This is a genomic window from Croceicoccus sp. (genome assembly GCF_983967925.1).
This window is the reverse complement of sequence record NZ_CFETID010000027.1, coordinates 1-19,527: the sequence shown is the minus strand read 5'-3', so window position 1 is coordinate 19,527 and position 19,527 is coordinate 1. Positions and strand designations below refer to the sequence as shown.

At 63.4% G+C, this 19,527-nt stretch carries 17 protein-coding genes and 1 tRNA gene; 8 read left to right on the top strand and 10 right to left on the bottom strand.

Annotated elements, in window-relative coordinates; genetic code table 11:
* Positions 1–5: 5 nt before the first annotated feature.
* Positions 6–551: a hypothetical protein gene (locus AC4FIJ_RS13580; RefSeq protein WP_490337248.1), complete on the bottom strand. Its 546-nt coding sequence runs from the start codon at positions 549–551 to the stop codon at positions 6–8.
* Between the two features lie 137 nt (positions 552–688).
* Between AC4FIJ_RS13580 and AC4FIJ_RS13575 the strand changes: the two genes are divergently transcribed.
* On the top strand, positions 689–3,013 hold the full coding sequence (locus AC4FIJ_RS13575) for an ATP-dependent helicase (protein WP_490337247.1): 2,325 nt from the start codon (positions 689–691) through the stop codon (positions 3,011–3,013).
* Between the two features lie 27 nt (positions 3,014–3,040).
* Here AC4FIJ_RS13575 and AC4FIJ_RS13570 read toward each other — a convergent pair whose 3' ends face one another.
* Positions 3,041–4,480 (bottom strand): DEAD/DEAH box helicase, encoded by a 1,440-nt coding sequence (locus AC4FIJ_RS13570; protein ID WP_490337246.1) that lies wholly within the window; start codon positions 4,478–4,480, stop codon positions 3,041–3,043.
* Between the two features lie 201 nt (positions 4,481–4,681).
* The gene (locus AC4FIJ_RS13565) at positions 4,682–5,197 is read right to left on the bottom strand and encodes a hypothetical protein (RefSeq protein ID WP_490337245.1); all 516 of its coding nucleotides are present in this window, start codon (positions 5,195–5,197) and stop codon (positions 4,682–4,684) included.
* A gap of 140 nt (positions 5,198–5,337) precedes the next feature.
* Between AC4FIJ_RS13565 and AC4FIJ_RS13560 the strand changes: the two genes are divergently transcribed.
* Both AC4FIJ_RS13560 and AC4FIJ_RS13555 read left to right on the top strand, forming a co-directional pair.
* A complete protein-coding gene (locus tag AC4FIJ_RS13560) occupies positions 5,338–6,780 on the top strand; it encodes an FAD-binding oxidoreductase (RefSeq protein ID WP_490337244.1) in 1,443 nt (480 codons plus the stop codon).
* A 153-nt stretch (positions 6,781–6,933) separates the two neighbouring features.
* On the top strand, positions 6,934–7,713 hold the full coding sequence (locus tag AC4FIJ_RS13555) for a SapC family protein (protein WP_490337243.1): 780 nt from the start codon (positions 6,934–6,936) through the stop codon (positions 7,711–7,713).
* 239 nt (positions 7,714–7,952) lie between these two features.
* Here AC4FIJ_RS13555 and AC4FIJ_RS13550 read toward each other — a convergent pair whose 3' ends face one another.
* Positions 7,953–8,939: an N-formylglutamate amidohydrolase gene (locus AC4FIJ_RS13550; protein ID WP_490337242.1), complete on the bottom strand. Its 987-nt coding sequence runs from the start codon at positions 8,937–8,939 to the stop codon at positions 7,953–7,955.
* Between the two features lie 186 nt (positions 8,940–9,125).
* Between AC4FIJ_RS13550 and cpdR the strand changes: the two genes are divergently transcribed.
* Entirely contained in the window at positions 9,126–9,503 is a 378-nt protein-coding gene (gene cpdR / locus AC4FIJ_RS13545; RefSeq protein WP_490337241.1) for a cell cycle two-component system response regulator CpdR, read from the top strand.
* A gap of 111 nt (positions 9,504–9,614) precedes the next feature.
* Positions 9,615–9,689, top strand: a tRNA-Val gene (locus AC4FIJ_RS13540).
* Between the two features lie 57 nt (positions 9,690–9,746).
* Here AC4FIJ_RS13540 and AC4FIJ_RS13535 read toward each other — a convergent pair.
* Entirely contained in the window at positions 9,747–10,724 is a 978-nt protein-coding gene (locus tag AC4FIJ_RS13535) for a quinone oxidoreductase family protein (RefSeq protein ID WP_490337240.1), read from the bottom strand.
* Between the two features lie 186 nt (positions 10,725–10,910).
* Between AC4FIJ_RS13535 and AC4FIJ_RS13530 the strand changes: the two genes are divergently transcribed.
* Positions 10,911–12,137: an NADP-dependent isocitrate dehydrogenase gene (locus AC4FIJ_RS13530; RefSeq protein WP_490337239.1), complete on the top strand. Its 1,227-nt coding sequence runs from the start codon at positions 10,911–10,913 to the stop codon at positions 12,135–12,137.
* Positions 12,138–12,235: 98 nt separating this feature from the next.
* Entirely contained in the window at positions 12,236–13,861 is a 1,626-nt protein-coding gene (locus tag AC4FIJ_RS13525; RefSeq protein WP_490337238.1) for a GNAT family N-acetyltransferase, read from the top strand.
* Here the strand turns inward: AC4FIJ_RS13525 and AC4FIJ_RS13520 are convergent.
* Positions 13,858–14,133 (bottom strand): hypothetical protein, encoded by a 276-nt coding sequence (locus tag AC4FIJ_RS13520; RefSeq protein ID WP_490337237.1) that lies wholly within the window; start codon positions 14,131–14,133, stop codon positions 13,858–13,860. The genes AC4FIJ_RS13525 and AC4FIJ_RS13520 overlap by 4 nt on opposite strands.
* The gene (locus AC4FIJ_RS13515) at positions 14,130–14,813 is read right to left on the bottom strand and encodes a hypothetical protein (protein WP_490337236.1); all 684 of its coding nucleotides are present in this window, start codon (positions 14,811–14,813) and stop codon (positions 14,130–14,132) included. The genes AC4FIJ_RS13520 and AC4FIJ_RS13515 overlap by 4 nt, the downstream gene beginning before the upstream one ends.
* 164 nt (positions 14,814–14,977) lie before the next feature.
* Here AC4FIJ_RS13515 and AC4FIJ_RS13510 point away from each other — a divergent pair, with 164 nt between their 5' ends.
* Positions 14,978–15,391: a hypothetical protein gene (locus AC4FIJ_RS13510; protein WP_490337235.1), complete on the top strand. Its 414-nt coding sequence runs from the start codon at positions 14,978–14,980 to the stop codon at positions 15,389–15,391.
* Between the two features lie 10 nt (positions 15,392–15,401).
* Here the strand turns inward: AC4FIJ_RS13510 and paoC are convergent, their stop codons facing one another.
* The 3 genes from paoC to paoA are packed head-to-tail and all read right to left on the bottom strand — an operon-like array spanning position 15,402 to position 19,203.
* The gene (gene paoC / locus AC4FIJ_RS13505; RefSeq protein ID WP_490337234.1) at positions 15,402–17,603 is read right to left on the bottom strand and encodes an aldehyde oxidoreductase molybdenum-binding subunit PaoC; all 2,202 of its coding nucleotides are present in this window, start codon (positions 17,601–17,603) and stop codon (positions 15,402–15,404) included.
* The gene (locus tag AC4FIJ_RS13500; protein WP_490337233.1) at positions 17,600–18,565 is read right to left on the bottom strand and encodes an FAD binding domain-containing protein; all 966 of its coding nucleotides are present in this window, start codon (positions 18,563–18,565) and stop codon (positions 17,600–17,602) included. Before AC4FIJ_RS13500 ends, paoC begins: the two co-directional genes overlap by 4 nt.
* A complete protein-coding gene (gene paoA / locus AC4FIJ_RS13495; protein ID WP_490337232.1) occupies positions 18,562–19,203 on the bottom strand; it encodes an aldehyde dehydrogenase iron-sulfur subunit PaoA in 642 nt (213 codons plus the stop codon). Before paoA ends, AC4FIJ_RS13500 begins: the two co-directional genes overlap by 4 nt.
* Positions 19,204–19,527 lie beyond the last annotated feature (324 nt).

Below are 19,527 nucleotides of genomic sequence, written 5' to 3'. Positions count from 1 at the left end.
GAAGGTTACATATTGTCGTCGGCCTGCATCTTTTCCTGCGCGCTCATCTGGCTGGCAGGCTCTCCCGGCCAATAATCGAGCGGCACGTTACCGAAATTCTTGCCGGCTTCGCGCGGGTTGATGCAATTGTCGGTGCGGCCATCGGTGCACAGCGGATATTCGCCATTGTGCGGCGGCGGTGCCTGCTGGACCACGGCATTGTCCCGCATGATATAGACCGGATCCACCGTCCCGGCGGCAGAGTTGGCCGCGAACTGGCTTTCGATCGCGCTCCACGCCTGCTGCTGCTGCATCGGCGACATGGCGGCAATCTGGGCGCGCTGTTCGACCGTCAGGGTCCAATAGGCGTCCTGCTGCGTCGGCGTCAGCGTCCAGTAATAGGTCTGATAGCTCACCGGCCAGGTTGCGAACTCACCCTTCTTGGCGGGCGACCAGCCGTCATAATCGGCCTGCTGCGCCTCGGTCATCTCGACCGTCATTTCCTGCGCGTGGACGGCCATGGGGGCTGCGCCCAGCATAAGGGCGGCGCCTGCGATAAGTATGCGTCTCATGAGGGTTCTCCTCCTCGTTGAATTTCTTCGTTTCTTGCCTCTCCTACGTTTCCAGAGGGTAAATCGTTCCGCCGCGGCGGTGAATGGCGTGATCTCAGCGCCTTGCGCCAGGGGGCCGCGTTCCCTAACTGTTCACAATGTCCGACAGCGCGCTTACCCCCTCGCCCACCACGCCGAACGAGCGTCAGGAACCCTGGCTGACCGCATTGAACGCGCCGCAGCGCGAAGCCGTAATGACGACCGAGGGGCCGGTGCTGATGCTGGCCGGGGCTGGAACCGGCAAGACGGCGGCGCTGACGGCGCGGCTGGCCCATCTGGTCGCCAGCCGCCGCGCATGGCCCAGCGAGATCCTGTGCGTCACCTTTACCAACAAGGCCGCGCGCGAGATGCGCGAACGCGTCGGATCGCTGATCGGCCCGGCGGTCGAAGGCATGCCGTGGCTGGGCACGTTTCACGCCATCGCCGCCCGAATGTTGAGGCGTCATGCCGAACTGGTCGGGCTGCAATCGAACTACACGATCATCGACACCGACGATCAGATCCGCCTGCTGAAACAGCTGATCAATGCCAATGACATCGACGAGAAGCGCTGGCCCGCGCGGCAGCTGGCCGGGCTGATCGACCGCTGGAAGAATCGCGGCCTGCTGCCCGGCGATCTAGATGCGGTGGAGAACGAGGCCTATGCCAATGGCAAGGGCGAGCAGATGTACCGCCTTTACCAAGACCGGATGAAGGCGCTGAACGCCTGCGATTTCGGCGATCTGATGCTGCACATGGTCACGATCCTGAAGACCCATCCGGACGTGCAGGCCGAATATCGCCGCCGTTTCAAATATATCATGGTGGACGAATATCAGGACACCAACGCAATCCAGTACCTGTGGCTGCGACTGCTGGCCGAGGTGAAGGGCGATGCCGGTCACAATATCTGCGTGGTGGGCGACGACGACCAGTCGATCTATTCATGGCGCGGCGCGGAAGTCGCCAATATCCTGCGGTTCGAGCGTGATTTTCCCGGCGCGGCGATCATCCGGCTCGAACAGAACTATCGCTCCACCCCGCAGATCCTGGCCGCCGCTTCGACCCTGATCGACGCGAACAGCGAGCGGCTTGGCAAGACGCTCTGGACCGAAAAGCCGGAGGGGGAGAAGCTGCGCGTCATCGGCGTATGGGACGGACCCGAGGAAGCGCGCCGCGTGGGCGAGGAAGCCGAGGCGCTGATGCGCGGCGGGATCCGGCTGGCCGACGCCGCCATCCTCGTTCGCGCGCAATTCCAGACGCGCGAGTTCGAGGATCGGTTCATCCAGATCGGCCTCAACTACCGCATCATCGGCGGTTTCCGGTTCTATGAACGGGCCGAGATCCGCGATGCGCTGGCCTATCTGCGCGTCATCGCGCAGCCGTCCGACGACCTTGCGTTCGAACGCATCTACAATACGCCAAAGCGCGGACTGGGCCAGAAGGCGCTGGAAAAGCTGCACCGCCATGCGCGGCAGGCGAACATGCCGCTGGCCGCCGCCGCGCTCGACATCTGCGACACGGACGAACTGCCCGCCCGTGCACGCAACACGATGCTGGGTCTGATGCGCAATTTCGCCCGCTGGCGCGAGAAAGCGAAGACGCTGGCGCCTGCCGAACTGGCGCGCATCGTGCTCGACGAAAGCGGCTATACCGAGGCGCTGCAGGCCGAGAAGAGCGCCGAGGCGGCAGGACGGCTCGAGAACCTGTCCGAGCTTGCCCGCGCGATGGAGGAATATGAGACGCTGGGCGCGTTCCTCGAACATGTGTCGCTGGTGATGGACAACGATTCGGCGGACGATGCCGACACGATTACCATCATGACGATGCACGCGGCCAAGGGGCTTGAGTTCGACTACGTGTTCCTTCCCGGCTGGGAAGAAGGCGTGTTCCCTTCGCAGCGCGCGATCGACGAAGGCGGTCTCAAGTCGCTGGAGGAGGAGCGGCGGCTTGCCTATGTCGCGATCACGCGGGCGCGCAAGCGATGCACCATCCTGCACGCCGCCAATCGCCGGATCTATGGGCAATGGTCCAGCGCGATCCCCTCGCGCTTTATCGATGAATTGCCCGACGACATGATCGAGATGGAAACGACGATGACGGGCGGCGCATCTCTATGGCGCGCCAGCTTTAGCGAGCGCGACGATCCTTTCGCCCATGTCGCGGCGGCTCAGCCTTCGCGCGCGATGACACGCGGCCCCGGTTTCCAGCGCGCGTCGCAGGGCCAGTTCGACGCCGCGCCCAAACGCATTCCCGAACCGCGCCGCAGCGCGGCCAGCTTTGCCGCAAAGCCGCGTACCGACATCGCCATCGGACAGCGCGTGTTCCACGACAAGTTCGGCTACGGAAAAGTCGTCGCGCAGGAAGGCAACAAGCTGGAGATCGAGTTCGAGCAGGCCGGGACCAAGCGCCTGCTCGACAGTTTCGTGAAGCCCGCCGACTAGCGGGTCTTCACGCCGTTCGCTGCGAGATCAGCCCAGCGAGACACCGAGGAAATCGGGGATAGGCCCGTTCCACTCACCGGGCTTCGCCGGCTTGTCACGCGTGTCCTGACGATCGCGGCGCGGCGCGGCTGCCGCTGCCCTCTCGGACCGCGCGCTTCCCTTGGACCTGGCACCTGACGACTTGGGCGCTTCGTCACGCTGCTCTTCCGGCTCGCGCTCGTCGGATTGGGGTTCGTCCGAACGCGATGCCTTGGGCTTGCGCTCCGAGCGCGGCTTGCTTTCGCGCTTGGGCTTTTCGCTGCGGGGCCTGCGTTCGCGCTTTTCCTCGCGCTCTTCGGGTTCCGGCGCGCTGTCGCCCAGTTCGAAGACGGGGATTTCGGCCCCGGTCAGCTTCTCGACATTCGAGATCGCTTCGGCGTCCTCTGCCGTGACGAAGGTGAAGGCGCGGCCCTTGGCCCCTGCCCGGCCGGTGCGCCCGACGCGGTGGACGTAATCGTCGGGATGCCACGGCGTGTCGTAATTGAAGACGTGGCTGACGCCCTTGACGTCCAGTCCGCGCGCGGCGACATCGCTGGCGCACAGGATGTTGATCTTGCCTTCCTTGAACAGCGCCAGTTCGGCCAGCCGCGAGGACTGATCCATGTCGCCGTGGATCTCGCCAGTGGCGAAGCCGTCGCGCTGCAGCCCCTTGTTCAGGTCGCGCACGGTGGTCTTGCGATTGGCAAAGACGATCGCGGTGTTGACGTTATCCTCGCGCAGCAGCTTCTTCAGCACGTCGCGCTTGGAACGCGCGGTGGTGCGGATCTTGAACTGCTCGATGTCCTTGTTCGTGCTGGCCGCGCGGCTGACCTCGATCGTCTTGGGGTTCGACAGGAACTTGTCGGCCAGCTTCTTGATCGGCGGCGGCATGGTGGCCGAAAACAGCAGCGTCTGGCGATTGGGGGGCAGCTTGGTGCAGATATGCTCGATATCGGGAATGAACCCCATGTCGAGCATGCGGTCCGCCTCGTCGATGACCAGAAGGTCGCAGCCCGTCAGCAGGATCTTGCCGCGCTCGAACAAATCCATCAGTCGGCCCGGCGTGGCGATCAGCACGTCGACGCCCTCATCCAGCGCCTTGACCTGATCGCCCATCTGCACGCCGCCGATCAGCAGCGCCATCTTCAGATCATGGTTGGTGCCGTATTTCTCGAAATTTTCCGCCACCTGCGCGGCCAATTCGCGCGTCGGCTCAAGAATCAGGGATCGCGGCATGCGCGCGCGGCGACGGCCATGCGCAAGAATGTCGATCATCGGAAGGACGAAGCTGGCGGTCTTGCCCGTCCCCGTCTGCGCGATGCCGATAAGGTCGCGCATCATCAGGACAGACGGAATCGCCTGCGCCTGGATCGCGGTCGGCTCATCGTAACCGGCCGTGGCGACCGATTGCAGCAATTCGTCGGAAAGGCCGAGATCGGCAAACTTCATTCAGTGATCCTGTTGGACGTATTAAACGGATTTGGCGAAAGGCGCATGGAACAGCCTGTTCGGCAAAAGGGCCGGCATATGACGCGCAAAAGCCATCGTCAGCCAGACCACCGGCGTACCGGCCAGCCGCCTATGCGCGCAGCAGGCTAAAAGTCAAGGAAAAGCACGAGTCGGTTTGGCGGCGCCGTGACCGCTCAAAACTTACTTTTCGTCCTCGGCGCTCTCTCGCGGCTCGCTGAACCCGCCCAGCGTGCAATCCGTACCCGAACGCGCATGCAGTCTTTCGCGCCCGGCGCACAGCAGGCCGTCGCGCGGCCGCTCGACGTAAAAGCCGGAATAGAAACCCTGCACGGGGCACGATCGTTCGAAGCTGGCAGAGATCACCGTGCGGTCGCGCATGAACAGCAGCAAGCGCCGCCCCTCGGCCAGGCGGACACCTGCAACTTCGGACAATGGCACACAGCCGTCCTTCACTGGGCTGGCAGCATCCGCCGATCGCGTGACCGGCCGTGCATCGGGCACGGACATTTGCGAAGGCACCTGCCGCGCACCGAAAGGCGTGATGCGCACGATCACCCGGCGTTCGACCCGGATCTGGTGCTGAACCGCTTCGAAGGTTTCGGGTACCGGATGGGATTGATCGGAAACAGGAGGCGCTTCGCCCGGAACGGTAAGGCCAAGCACCGTCGCTGCAAAAAAGGCAAACCCGCTCGCCATCGGCAATGTGTGTCCCTGTTCTGCGTGGCCGCAAGAGTGCGAAGCGGCATGTCCCGGCGGCGCATTGCGCGATCCGCATTTAACCCCGCCTGAACCGCAGATAATTGCGTAAAAGGCTGCTGCCGTGCATGAAGCGGGCCATGACACAGACGAGCGCAACGGCGGTCACCGACGCCGATCCGATACTGAACGAACTGCGCGGACTTCTTGGGGCCCGCGGCGTCACCACCGATACCGATGCGATGGAACCATGGCTCACCGACTGGCGCGGGCGCTATCACGGCAAGGCCCGCGCGCTCGTCCAGCCGGAAAATGCCGAGCAATTGTCGGCGCTGGTGCGGCTTTGCGCCAAAGAGGGCATCCCGCTGGTGCCCCAGGGCGGCAATAGCGGCATGGTCGGCGGCGCCACCCCTGACGAGAGCGGCGACGCGATCCTGCTGTCGCTGCGCCGCATGAACGATCTGCGCGTGGACGCCGAAAGGGGCACGGCCGAATGCGGCGCGGGCGTCATCCTCCAGACTTTGCACGAGGCGGCTGAGGATCAGGCGCTGCGCTTCCCCCTTTCGCTCGGCGGCAAGGGGTCCGCCACGGTCGGCGGCTTGATCTCCACCAATGCCGGCGGGACGCAGGTGCTGCGTCACGGCACGATGCGCAGTCTGGTCGAAGGGCTGGAAGTCGTGCTGGCCGACGGTGCGATCCTCGATCTGACTTCGGCCCTGAAGAAGGACAATCGCGGTTTCGATCTGAAGCAGCTGTGGATCGGGTCGGAAGGCACGCTGGGGATCGTGACGCGCGCTGTCCTGCGGCTGGTCCCCGCCATTGCCGAAAGGCGTGTGGTTTGGGCAGGAGTCGACACCATCCACGAAGCGCGCACGCTTTTGCTGCATTGCCAGCAAGCCCTGCCCCAGGCGCTGGAGGGGTTTGAGGTCATTCCGCGCGTGTGCCTCGATCATGTTCTCGATTACATGCCCAATGCGCAGGCCCCGCTGCAGGGGAGCCATGGATGGAACGCGCTGATCGAATTCGTCGCCGACCGCGAAAGCGCGTCAGCGCTGGGAGACGCGGTCGAGAATGCGATGGGCGCGGCGCTCGAACAAGGGCTGATCGAGGATGCCGTCATTGCCGCCAGCGAAGCGCAGGCCAATGCGTTCTGGGAACTGCGCGAGAACGTGCCCTCCGCCGAACGCCAGCGCGGACCGGCCAAGCAGCACGACATCTCCGTTCCGGTCGCTGTCATGCCCGAATTGCTGGAACGCGCCGAACGCGAGATCCCGGCCCTGTTCCCCGGTGTCGAAGTGGTGGGCTTTGGCCATCTGGGCGACGGCAACATCCATCTTCACGCCGTCGCACCGCAAGGGTCCGAGATTCAGGCGTGGGAAAAGGAAACGGGCAATGCGGTCAGCGCGCATATCTATCGCATGGTAACGCAAGAGGGTGGTTCGATCAGCGCGGAACACGGCATCGGGCAGGACAAGCTGGCGACGCTGCGCGAAACGCGCGACCCGGCTGCGCTGGATGTCATGCGCAGGGTGAAACAGGCGCTCGACCCCGACGGGCTGCTCAATCCCGGCAAGCTTGTCTAGCCGGCCTTGCGCCCGCCCGGTTTCCCCCGATGATCGCCTGCGGCATCCCGGCCCTGCTTGCACCGGCGCACCCTAACGCCTAAAGCGCCCGGCCAGAGCCAGCGCGCCCGCGCGACCGGTTTCGATCCAGTTCAGATTTTTCGGAGAATTCCCATGGCGAGCGCGCCGCAAAACGCCAATCTTCCGCTGTTCTACAAGAACCTCGTTCCGCTGAACTCCAACGCGCATGCCAACTGGCGCGCGAAGAGCACCGAGAAGGCGCCCTGGCTTGCCAAGCAGCACGCCATTCCGCTGACGGTCGAGGAATTTCCGCAGGCGCAGCGTAATTTCCCCATCGTCTTCACCGCGGGCAACAGCCCCGTTCCCATCGCGCTGATGGGCCTGAACGAGGGCGTGAACACCTATTTCGACGATGACGGCACGATGATCGATCCGGTCTATGTCCCGGCCTATGTGCGCCGCTATCCGTTCCTGCTCGCCAAGCTGGACAACACCAGCGACCAGCTGTCGCTCTGCGTCGATCCCGATAGCGATCTGGTCGGCGAATATGACGAGGGCGAGGCGCTGTTCACCGACGGTCAGCCCAGCACGGCCACGCAGAACATCCTGAAGTTCAACGAGCAGTTCGAACAGGCCGGCATGAAGACGCAGAACTTCATGGAAGAGCTGAAGAAGCACGATTTGCTGATGGACGGCGAAGTCTCGATCCGCCGCGACGACAACGAACAGCCTTTCGTCTATCGCGGATTCCAGATGGTCGATCAGGCCAAGCTGCGCGAAATTCGCGGCGACGTCCTGCGCGGATGGAACCAGAACGGCCTGCTCGCTCTCGTGTTCGCGCATCTCTTCTCGCTTGACCTGACGCGCGAGATTTTCGCCCGGCAGATTCGTCAGGGCAAGGGACCCAGCACCAACGCGGCGTCCAACGGCTGATCGCCATCAGCGATCGGCTGGCCGCAAAACTGACCCTATATGGGACGGATAAATAACTAGAAAAATTTTTATTGATTGATGCGTTCTTGCAACAGCCTTGCATATCGCATATATGGTTGATGTCCGTTGCGGGCTTCCCTCATGGCCCCACGGACTGGTGCGAGCGATTGCACCACCTCCCTGAACCTTGACCACCTCGTGCCATGCGCACGGGGTGGTTTTTTATGGGCTGCCCGCCCCTACTCTGCCGCGTCGCTATAGGCCCAGCCGCCGCCTGCGATCAGGCCGGCGAGCAATTGCGCCAGTTCGCTTACGATGCGGCCTTCTTCGCCGGTGCCCTGTTCGCGCGGCTGACCAGCCTGATCGAGATAGCGGGCGCGATCGATTTCGAGTTGCAGGGCATGGATGTCCTGCCGCGGGCGCCCGTGACGATCCAGCACATAGCCGCCCGCATAGGGCCGGTTATAGGCGGGAACCGCCAGCGCGCGCGAAAGCAGTTCCATCGACGAGGCAGCGAGCGACGACGCGCAACTTGCGCCGAAACGATCGCCCACGACATGGGTGGGGCTGGCACCCCTCCCGGCAGGCGGCAGGCTGGGCATGGAATGCAGGTCGATGAGAATCGCATATCCATGCCGCTCCTTCAGCCGCGCCAGTTCGCGGCCAAGGGCCAGGTGATAGGGAACATGCACGGCGGCGATGCGGCGCTCCGCCTCCTCGGCGGACAGCGGCTGGCGCCATAATTCGCCAAGGCCCGGCAAGCGGCGCGGAAACAGCCCCAGCCCCCGCGCCGCGCGCGACTGCTGTCGCGGCAGGTCGGGAAGGCGCGCACCGGAGGACGGCGGCGGTCCGCTGAACATACCGCGGTCGATGTCGCCGGTATCGCGGTTGAGGTCGATCATCGCGCGCGGAACATGAGCAACCAGCAGGCTTGCCCCGCAGGCGGCGGCGGCCATGCGTCCGATCCGATCCACGAAGCGATCCTCAAGCCGCTGCGCCGCCATCTCGCCGTGACGCATGGATTCGATCAGTCCCGGCGGGTAGGCCCTGCCCGCGTGCGGTACAGCGATCAGGACGGGAAGACCGCCTTCACCCGATCGCTGCAGGCTATAGGCGGGCCGCGCCGTGCCGGGCACATGGCCGCCGGATGTCAGCCCCGCGTCGTCCGCTGCATCGGATCTGGCCCCGAATCTTTGAGAATCCCGCTGCGGGGCATCGTCCTTCATGCGGCCAAGGCTGCGACGTCGCGGGCGGCAGGTCAATGTCTGGCTGTTCCAAAGGTGCACAGGCTGTGCGAAATTCTCATCTGCATCGCAACATACGTTATAGAGGCTCCGGCGGTTCGGGACGGGCTGGCTCCATACAGCAAAGCCTTGGCTATCAGCCGATTAGAGGGAAATAAGGTGACATCGATGATTCGCATTCTGCTGGCTGAAGACGAGGAATCGATGCGGACCTATCTTGCCCGCGCGCTGGAAAATGCGGGTTATGACGTGGTCGCCGTGGACCGCGGCACGCATGCGCTTCCGCTGCTTAAGGACGAACATTTCGACTTGCTGCTGTCGGATATCGTGATGCCGGAAATGGACGGCATCGAACTGGCGCAGCGCTGCGCGAAGGTATCGCCGTCGACCAAGGTCATGTTCATCACCGGCTTCGCGGCCGTCACGATGAAGGCCAGCCGCGAGGCTCCGCAGGCCCGCGTATTGTCCAAACCGTTCCACCTGCGCGACCTTGTTCTGGAGGTCGAACGGCTTTTCGACGATAATGTGGCCAGTATCGAACGATAGGGCCGGGAATTTTTTCGTACCCTGTCGATTGGGCTTGAACAGCACGAAATCCATCGCTAGGGGACGCGCCTGCCTTCCGGGACGAACCGGTCGGCAGCACCGCGACAGAGTGGGCGTATAGCTCAGTGGTAGAGCACTGTGTTGACATCGCAGGGGTCGGAAGTTCAATCCTTCCTACGCCCACCATCGCGGCTCTCTGACAATCGAGAACATCAGCGGTTCCGCTAACGAAGCCGGCCGGCATCATGGAACGAGAATCGTCGCGCCACTCGTCTCGCGCGCTTCCAGCTTGCGGTGTGCCTGCGCGGCCTCACGCAAGGGAAGGCGTTGCCCTATGTCCGCGCGCAGCACGCCGCTTGCGATCATGTCCGTCAGGCGGCGCGTTCCGGCTTCGAATTCCTCCCTTACCGCGTAATAATCCATCATGGTCGGGCGCGTGACCATCAGCGAGCCATGCGACGACAGTTCACCCAGTTTCACGCCGGTCACCGGACCGCTGGCATTGCCGAAACTGACGATCAGCCCCCTGCACTTCGCCGCTTGCAGCGAGCATGGCCACGTCGCCGCACCCACTCCGTCGAGCACCACATCCGCGCCGCGCCCGTCGCTTTCGGCAAGGACCGTTTCCATGACATCATCCTGATCGTAACCGCAGACCGCGGACGCACCCGCGGACAGCGCAATCTGCCGCTTCTCGTCCGTGCTGGCGGTCGCCACGACGCGCGCCCCGATATGCGCAAGCCACCGGATCATGATCTGCCCCGTCGCACCCGCGCCTGCATGGACCAGCACCACATCGCCCGCCTGCACCTTGGCGCACCGCTCGATCAGTGCTTCGGCGGTGCAGCCTTTCAGCATCAGCGAAGCCGCCTGATCGAAGTCGACCTCTTGGGGAAGAGATACCAGCCAATCGGCATTCACGATCCGGGCCGAGGAATAGGCGCCAAGCCCCGACTTGAATGTCGCCACCCGGTCGCCGGTACGAAAGCGATCGACCCCTTCGCCGACGTCTTCGATCACCCCGGCCGCTTCTAGACCCAGGCCACTGGGCAGCGGGACCGGATAGAGGCCCGACCGGTGATAGGTATCGATGAAATTGACGCCCACCGCCTCGTGGCGCAGCAGGACCTCTCCGGGGCCCGGATCGCCAAGTTCCACCTCGCGGAAATGGATGACGTCCGGATTGCCGTTCGTGTCGATGACTGCCTGAATTGCCTGCATGCCGTTGGTGTCCCTTCCTTGCCGGATCCTGCTACGTGCAACCGCATCGCATTACCACCCCGCCGATAGATCGCAGGCGACCGCCCTTGCGCCGACGGCGCGCTTTGCTAAGACCCGCTCGACTCATTCGTGCGCGGTGCTCCTTGCCGCGCTCCCTCAAAACACACGAAGAGAGATGAAAGCCCCATGGAGAAGATCAAGGTAAAGAACCCCGTCGTCGAAATCGACGGCGACGAGATGACGCGGATCATCTGGGAATGGATCCGCGAGCGCCTGATCCTCCCCTATCTCGACATCGACCTGAAATATTATGACCTGTCGGTGCAGAAGCGTGATGAGACGGACGACCAGATCACCGTCGATGCGGCCAATGCCATCAAGGAATATGGCGTCGGCGTGAAATGCGCCACCATCACCCCCGACGAGGCTCGCGTCGAGGAATTCGACCTCAAGAAGATGTGGCGCTCGCCCAACGGCACGATCCGCAACATCCTTGGCGGCGTGGTCTTCCGCGAACCGATCGTGATCTCGAACGTGCCGCGGCTGGTGCCCGGCTGGACCGACCCGATCGTCGTCGGCCGTCACGCCTATGGCGACCAGTACCGCGCGACCGACACGCTGATCCCCGGCAAGGGCAAGTTGCGCCTCGTCTTCGATTCCGAGGACGGCCAGAACGACCTCGACCTCGAAGTGTTCGAATTCCCGGCACCGGGCGTCGCGATGGCGATGTACAACCTGGACGAATCGATCCGCGACTTCGCGCGCGCTTCGTTCAACTATGGCCTCGGCCTTGGCTGGCCGGTGTATCTGTCGACCAAGAACACCATCCTCAAGGCCTATGACGGGCGCTTCAAGGACCTGTTCCAGGAAGTGTTCGACACCGAAGGCTTCAAGGAAAAGTTCGAGGCCGCCGGCATCACCTACGAACACCGCTTGATCGACGACATGGTCGCCTCGGCCCTGAAGTGGAGCGGCAAGTTCGTCTGGGCCTGCAAGAACTATGACGGCGACGTGCAGTCCGACACGGTTGCGCAGGGCTATGGCTCGCTGGGCCTGATGACATCGGTGCTGATGGCGCCCGACGGCAAGACCGTGGAAGCCGAAGCCGCCCACGGCACCGTCACCCGCCATTACCGCCAGCACCAGCAGGGCAAGGCGACCAGCACCAATCCGATCGCGTCGATCTTCGCATGGACGCGCGGCCTGATGTATCGCGGCAAGTTCGACGAAACGCCCGAAGTCGTGAAGTTCGCCGAGACGCTGGAGCGCGTCTGCATCGAGACGGTCGAGAGCGGCAACATGACCAAGGATCTCGCCCTGCTCATCGGCCCCAGCCAGAGCTGGTCGACGACCGAGCAGTTCTTCGAGGCGATTGTCCAGAATCTCGAAAAGGAAATGGCCAGCTGGGCCTGATTTCCTCTCTCGTGCATTAGAACGGCACCGGCCTCGCGTAATGCGCGGGGCCGGTGTTTTCGCATTCAAGACCCGCCAGTTTCCCGAAAGAGTACCCCATGGCCAACACCCGCGCCCGCCTCGAAGTCCGCCAGGCACGAGCGTCCGACGTTTCCGGCATCGCCGCCCTCGTGCGCCGCGTCTATGACGACATGCCGGCCTATACCTATGGCGAGATCCGCGGCCAGATGAACAATTTTGCCGAAGGGTGCTTCGTCGCCAAGCTCGACGGCAAGGTGGTCGGCTATTGCGCGTCGATGCGCGTGTCGCAGGGGCTTGCGTTCTCACCGCACGACTGGGACGAGATTACCGGCAACGGCTTTGGCATCCGGCACGATCCGACCGGCGACTGGCTCTACGGCTATGAGATGTGCGTCGACCCAAAGGTGCGCGGTACGCGCATCGGCAGGCGGCTTTATGAGGAACGCCGCTCGCTGGCCGAGCAACTCGAACTGACGGGGATCGTCTTTGCAGGCCGGATGCCCAACCTGCGCCGGTTCTGGCGGCGGGTCGAGGGGCCGGAGGATTACCTTGAAAAGGTGATCGAGGGAAAGCTGCACGATCCCGTCCTGCGCTTCCAGATGGCCAACGGTTTCGAACCCAACGGCATCATCAAGAACTATCTGCCCGAGGATAAGAAATCCAAGGCCTATGCGGTCCGCATGGTCTGGAGGAACCCCTTTGTCGACCGCGACCAGCCGACCAAGTTCCGCCTTCCCCGCGGTGTCGAGCAGGTTCGCATCGCGACCTGCCAGCTTCAGGCGCGCGCGGTGAAGGATTATGACGAGTTCATGCGCGGCATCGAATATTTCGTTGATGTGGCTGCCGATTACGAAGCGGATTTCATCCTCTTTCCCGAGATGTTCACCCTGCCCCTGCTCTCCTTCGCCGAAAAGGAACTGAGCCCGCAGGAAGCGATCGAAGCGCTGAGCTGGTACACGCCCAAGATCCGCAAGGCGCTGTCCAAGATGGCGCTGGAATACAACATCAACATCATCGGCGGGTCGCATCCCACGCGTATGGAGGACGGGGACATCCACAATGTCGCCTATGTCTGCCTGCGCGACGGTTCGATCCATGAGCAGGAGAAGATCCACCCGACCCCGAACGAGGATTACTGGTGGAACATCAAGGGCGGCGATTCCATCGACGCCATCCAGACCGACTGCGGTCCGATCGGCGTGCTGATCTGCTATGACAGCGAGTTTCCGGAACTCGCCCGACGCCTGGTCGACGAAGGCGCGCGCATCATCTTCGTGCCCTTCTGCACCGACAGCAGGCAGGGTTACATGCGGGTACGCTATTGCGCGCAGGCCCGCGCGATCGAGAACCAGTGCTATGTGGTGATGAGCGGAAATGTCGGTAACCTGCCGAACGTCGGCAACATGGACATCCAGTACGCGCAGTCCTGCATCCTGACGCCCTGCGACTTCCCCTTCGCCCGCGACGGCATCGCTGCCGAGGCGAGCGAGAACGTGGAGACGCTCACCATTTCCGACGTCAATCTGGCCGATCTGTCATGGGCACGCGCCGAAGGCACGGTGAAGAACCTCGCCGACCGCCGCTTCGACCTTTACCATATCGAATGGGACGGCAAGGTCGGCAAGGTCGCGCCCGATCCCGAGCATGTTGCCGAAGCGCAGGGCGGCAGGCCGCTTGGTCCGAAACACGCAGGCGGAGGCTAGCGCGCCTCCGCCGCGAGGGCCGAACGCCTTCTCGCCAGCAAGCGGTAGATCGCGAACAGGATCAGCAGGTTTACCAGCGGCGCCAATATGGCAACCGCCGGGCCGACCATGCCCAGACGGTCGGCCAGCCAGATCCATGGCATGCCCAGCGGGATCAGGAAAATGCCCGAAAGCGGATCCCTTTCCTGCCCGAACAGGCCAAAGGTACCTATGATCAGCAGACCGAGCGCGATGACATAGAGCACCGCGAAGATCGCGCAGACGATCCTCATCCGCCGACGACCAGCGCATCGGGAATGACGTAGCGTTCAGGACCGAAGACGATCGTGCTTTCGTCACCCGACCGCGTGGCTTCGAAGTCCCAGCCGGCAGACCCGTCGGCCTGTGCGCTGTCGGCACCGTAGGCTTCGGTGCCCTGAAAATAGATGGCCCGCTTTGTCCCATCCGGCTTGGTGACCTCGACAAGCGTCGTGCCGTCATCGCCCCATCCGCGCTTGACCCCCGCGTCGCACATCGCTGCCGAGGCATTGGCGCCGACGGTACATGAGAGGGTCGTTGTTGCGTTATAATCCGTTCCGGGGACCAGTGCGTCGCCATCTCCGGCCATGGCCGTCTCCATACCGGCATTCGCATCACCCATCGGGACCGAGACCACGGTGACGCCATCGATGGTCGCCACGACCGAACCGCCCAGCGCCGCGGCCTCCGCCTCGGTAGGACAGCCGACCAACGTCGCGCTGTCATCCAGGTAATCGGCCACGGCCGCGCTTTCACCAAGCTGGCGGCATGGATCGCCCGCTGCCGGGTATCCGTCGCCGAAAGGGGAAAGGCTGGCAGGGAAAACGAACGCCGTGTCCGCCGCCATGTCGTCATCGGGAATTTCGGCAGGAGAGCCGCATGAAGACAAGATCGTGCCCGCAGCCATGATCGATACAAGCAGTTTGATACGCATCAAGCTCCCTCCCGGTTATGTCGATATGCAATTTCTATCGCATATTGTCGCAGAAGTCGCTTTGAATTTGAACAAAACCCATCATCGGCCATATGCTATTGCGAGTCTATTGCATTAGTGTCGACATCGTGAGACTGTCCGCTTCCGGCAATGATGGAGACAACATGTATCGATTCCTGGACGAACGCATCGCAGCCCTCGATGACGGCGCGCGCTTCACGGTCGAGGCCATTCGATTGTGGGTGTCGGCCGTTGCCGAACGCAAATGTCCCGCGGACGCGATCACGCCGCTTTTTCTCGACCGCCGGATGATCGCGGCGCTGGCCCCGTTCCACCGCGCGCTGACGCTGCTTGCGGTCCATGCGCGCATCCAGATCGGCTTTGCACAAAGCTGCTGCCCGGTCGTGGCCGAGGGCGAGGCGCTCTTTCTCTCGCTGCTCGACCGGGACAGTGATCGCATGAATGTCTGCGAGGCTGCCGTCAGTTCGCCCCATGCCGAACGGCTTTGCCGTTCGATCATGGAACTTGAGGCGGCGATGCAGATTGCGGGTCTGGCGCCGGGACCGGCCCGGCGCTGAACCCCGTCCGTCAGGCGATGGCGGGCAATCCGGCCAGATGCTTTTCCAGCGTGATGGGATAGTCGCGGACACGCACGCCGGTCGCATTATAGATCGCATTCGCAATCGCCGCGCCAACGCCGCACAGGCCCAGCTCGCCGACGCCCTTCGCCTTCATGGGAGACGTCGTCTCGTCCGCCTCTTCAAGGAAGATTACCTGCTGGTGCGGAATATCGGCATGCACCGGCACTTCATAACCGGCAAGGTCGTGATTGACGAAGAAACCAAAGCGCTTGTCGACCGCCATTTCCTCCATCAGAGCGGCACCCGCCCCCATCGTCATCGCGCCGATGACCTGGCTGCGTGCCGATTTGGGGTTCAGGATGCGCCCTGCCGCGCAGACCGCCAGCATGCGGCGAATGCGCGGCTCTCCGGTATAGGCGTTGACCGCCATTTCGACGAAGTGTCCTGCGAAAGTGGATTGCTGGAACTGCTTGTTGAGGTCGCCGTATTCGATCGCATCTTCGGCCACGAGCTCGCCCGCAGAGGCTGCGCTCGCCAGCGATACCGACCGGCCTCCGGCGCGGATCTGGCCGTCGGCGAAATCGACATCGTCCGCCGCATTGAAGCCGGCCGCCGCAGCCGCCTGCTCACGCAGCTTGACGCAGGCGGCATAAACGCCCGCCGTCGAATTGGCTGCACCCCATTGCCCGCCCGAACCAGCGGAAACGGGAAAATCGGAGTCGCCCAGATTGACCGACACATGGTCGAGCGGGACGCCCATCATCTCTGCAGCAGTCTGCGCGATGATTGTATAGGTGCCGGTGCCGATATCGGTCATGTCGGTCTCGACCGTCACGCGCCCATCCGGCGACAGGCGCACCCGCGCGGCCGATTTCATCAGGAGATGGTTGCGAAACCCGACAGCCATGCCGGTTCCCACGAGCCATTCACCCTCGCGGCGCTGACCGGGACGGGGATAGGCCTTTTCATCGCTCCAGCCGAATTCGGCTGCGCCGCGCTTCAGACATTCGATCATCTGCCGCTGGCTGTAGGGACGATCGGTGTTCACCGGATCGACCTGCGTATCGTTGACGATGCGCAGATCGACGGGATTCATGTTCAGCTTTTCCGCCAGCTCGTCCATCGCGATTTCCAGCGCCATCAGTCCCGGCGCTTCGCCCGGCGCGCGCATCGCATTACCTTCCGGCAGGTTGAGCACGCCCAGCCGCACCTGCGTGAACCGGTTTTCACCCGCATAGAGCAGTTCGGTCTGCGCGGTCGCGGTTTCGATATCGCCGTTCGGCAGGTTCCCGTTGACCGACACATGCGAGATCGCGGTCAGCCGCCCGTCGTTCTGCGCGCCCAGCTTGATGTGCTGGATCGTGGCGGGGCGGTGCGTGGTGTTGTTGAAGACGAAAGGACGCGGCAGCATCAACTTGACCGGACGGCCGACCTGCCGTGCTGCCAGCGCCGCCAGCACGGCGTCGCTACGAAGGAACAGCTTCGAGCCGAACCCGCCGCCCAGAAAAGGCGAATCGACCCGCACGTTTTCGGCCGGGATCTTCAGTGCCGCGGCGAGCGACCGCTTGTTCCACTGGATCATCTGGTTCGATGTCCAGACGGTGACCTTGTCGCCTTCCCAGTTCGCGATGCTGGAATGGCACTCCATCATCGCATGGCTTTCATCGGGCGTGGTGTAGGTCGCGTCGACCGTGACCGGCGCGGCGGCATAGGCCGTGTCGAAATCGCCGTGGCGTACCGTGCTGTCTTCCTTGGCCGGTGCCGATGGCGCGATCGCGGCCAGGTCGAACTGTCCGGGCGCGCGATCATAGCGCACGCGAACCAGCGAAGCGGCAGCGCGGGCCTGCTCGAACGTTTCGGCCACCACCAGCGCTATCGCCTGATGATAGTGCTGCACCTCGCGGCCGCCGAACAGATTGGCGGTGTTGAAGCCCATCAGCGGTACGGGTTCGTGATCGAGCGTCGAAAGGATGCCGATGACGCCCGGCGCAGCCTTCGCTTCGCCCAGATCCATCGAGGTGATCCGGCCCTTCGCGATGGCCGAACCGACGACATAGCCGTAAAGCTGCCCCTCCACGACGTCGTGGCGTTCATAGGCATAGGGGGCCATCCCCGTGGTCTTGAGCGGGCCGTCGATGCGGTTCGTCGCCTTGCCGACCAGCTTCATCTGGTCGATCGGGTTGGTGCCTGCGGGTGTATCGAATTTCATGCCGCGTTTCCTTTCGCGCGGGCCTCGGCAAGGACGGCGGCCAGCGTTCGCTCGACCAGCGGGACCTTGAAGGCGTTATCTTCGGTCGTCGACGCGCCCTGCGTCAGCACGCGGGCAGCAGCGGTCGCGCCATTGCGCAATTGCGCATCCGCATCTTCGCGCCGCCATGGTTTCGAACCGATGCCGCCGACAGCGAACCGGCCCGTGCCGTCGGGCTGGATGACCGCTGCGACGGAAACCAGCGCAAAGGCATAGGACGCGCGGTCCCGGACCTTGCGGTAGATATGCGTTCCGCCCAGCGGCTTGGGCAGGGTCACCGCCGTGATCAACTCGCCCGGTTCAAGCACATTGTCCTTTTCCGGCGCGGTTTCCCAGGTCCGGTGAAATTCGGCGATCGGGATCGCACGCGTGCTGTCGTCCGGCTTCACCGTTTCGACCACCGCGTCCAGAACCCGCATCGCCACCGCCATGTCGCCCGGATAGGTCGCGATGCATTTCTCGCTGACGCCCAATATGCCCAGCGGCCGCGAATAACCCTCGATCGCGGCGCAGCCGGAACCGGGGCTGCGCTTGTTGCACGGCTGGTTGATGTCGTAGAAATACGAACAGCGCGTCCTTTGTAGCAGATTTCCGGCAGTCGTGGCCTTGTTGCGAAGCTGCCCCGATGCGCCGGCCACGATGGCCCGCGTCAGCACGGCATAGTCACGCCGGACCGTCTCATGCGCGGCCAGCGCCGTATTAGACACGAGCGCCCCGATCCTGAGACCACCCTCTTCGGTCGGCTCTATACTCTCAAGGCCAAGCCCGTTGACATCGACCAGATGGGTGGGCGTCTCCACCTCGATCTTCATCAGGTCGATGAGATTGGTGCCGCCGGCGATGAACTTGGCGCCCTGCCGTTCGCTGACCGCGCGGGCGGCCTGCTGGGGCGAGGAAGCGCGTTCGTAGGTAAAGGCCCTCATGCGCTCGCTCCCGCGACCTGCGCCATGGCTTCGGCGATGTTGGAATAGGCGCCGCAGCGGCAGATATTGCCGCTCATCCTCTCGCGCATCTCCATTTCGGTCGGCGCAAAGCCGCCGGTCAGGTCCTCGCTGACATGGCTGGGAATGCCCTTGCGGATCTCTTCCAGCGTCGCGACGGCCGAGCAGATCTGTCCCGGCGTGCAATAGCCGCACTGATAACCGTCATGTTCGACGAAGGCCGCCTGCATGGGATGCATGTCGCCGGGCGTGCCCAGTCCCTCGATCGTGGTGACCTCGTCCCCTTGGTGCATGACCGCGAGGCTGAGGCAGCTGTTGATGCGCTCTCCGTTCACCAGAACGGTGCAGGCCCCGCACTGGCCGTGATCGCAGCCTTTCTTGGTACCGGTCAGCTTCAGATGCTCGCGCAAGGCGTCGAGCAGCGTGACCCGCGTATCGAGATCGAGCGCGCGTTCCTCGCCATTGACGGTGAACCGGATCGATTCGGTAGGCACCTCTCCCGTCTGCGCCGCGGCGGCAGCGGACAGGGGCGGAGACGCGGTCACCGCGACCGTCGCCGCGCTGCTGGCAAGCAGCCCGCGCCTCGAAATGGGGAGGATACCGCTTTTGTCGTCTGGCATGATCGGGACCGTCCAAATATTGGCATGAATGAATATTCCGCGAGAGACAGATTCGCTCGCTTCCGGACCGAGGCATCGATACGGGCGCTGTTTCTATGTTGCATGGAAAGCGATTTTTCCCAACACAGCCCAAGGTGCACTCGAAGCCCGCAGGATGCACAGTTGATGCTGCAAATGCGACATGAAAATTCGGCCGCCCGAGAAAAACTCTGCAATCTGCGCTTGACCCCCGCGCGTCACCTACCTAAAGGCGCATTCCGCACCACGGAGGCCCCTTCGTCTAGCGGTTAGGACGCGGCCCTTTCACGGCTGAAACACGGGTTC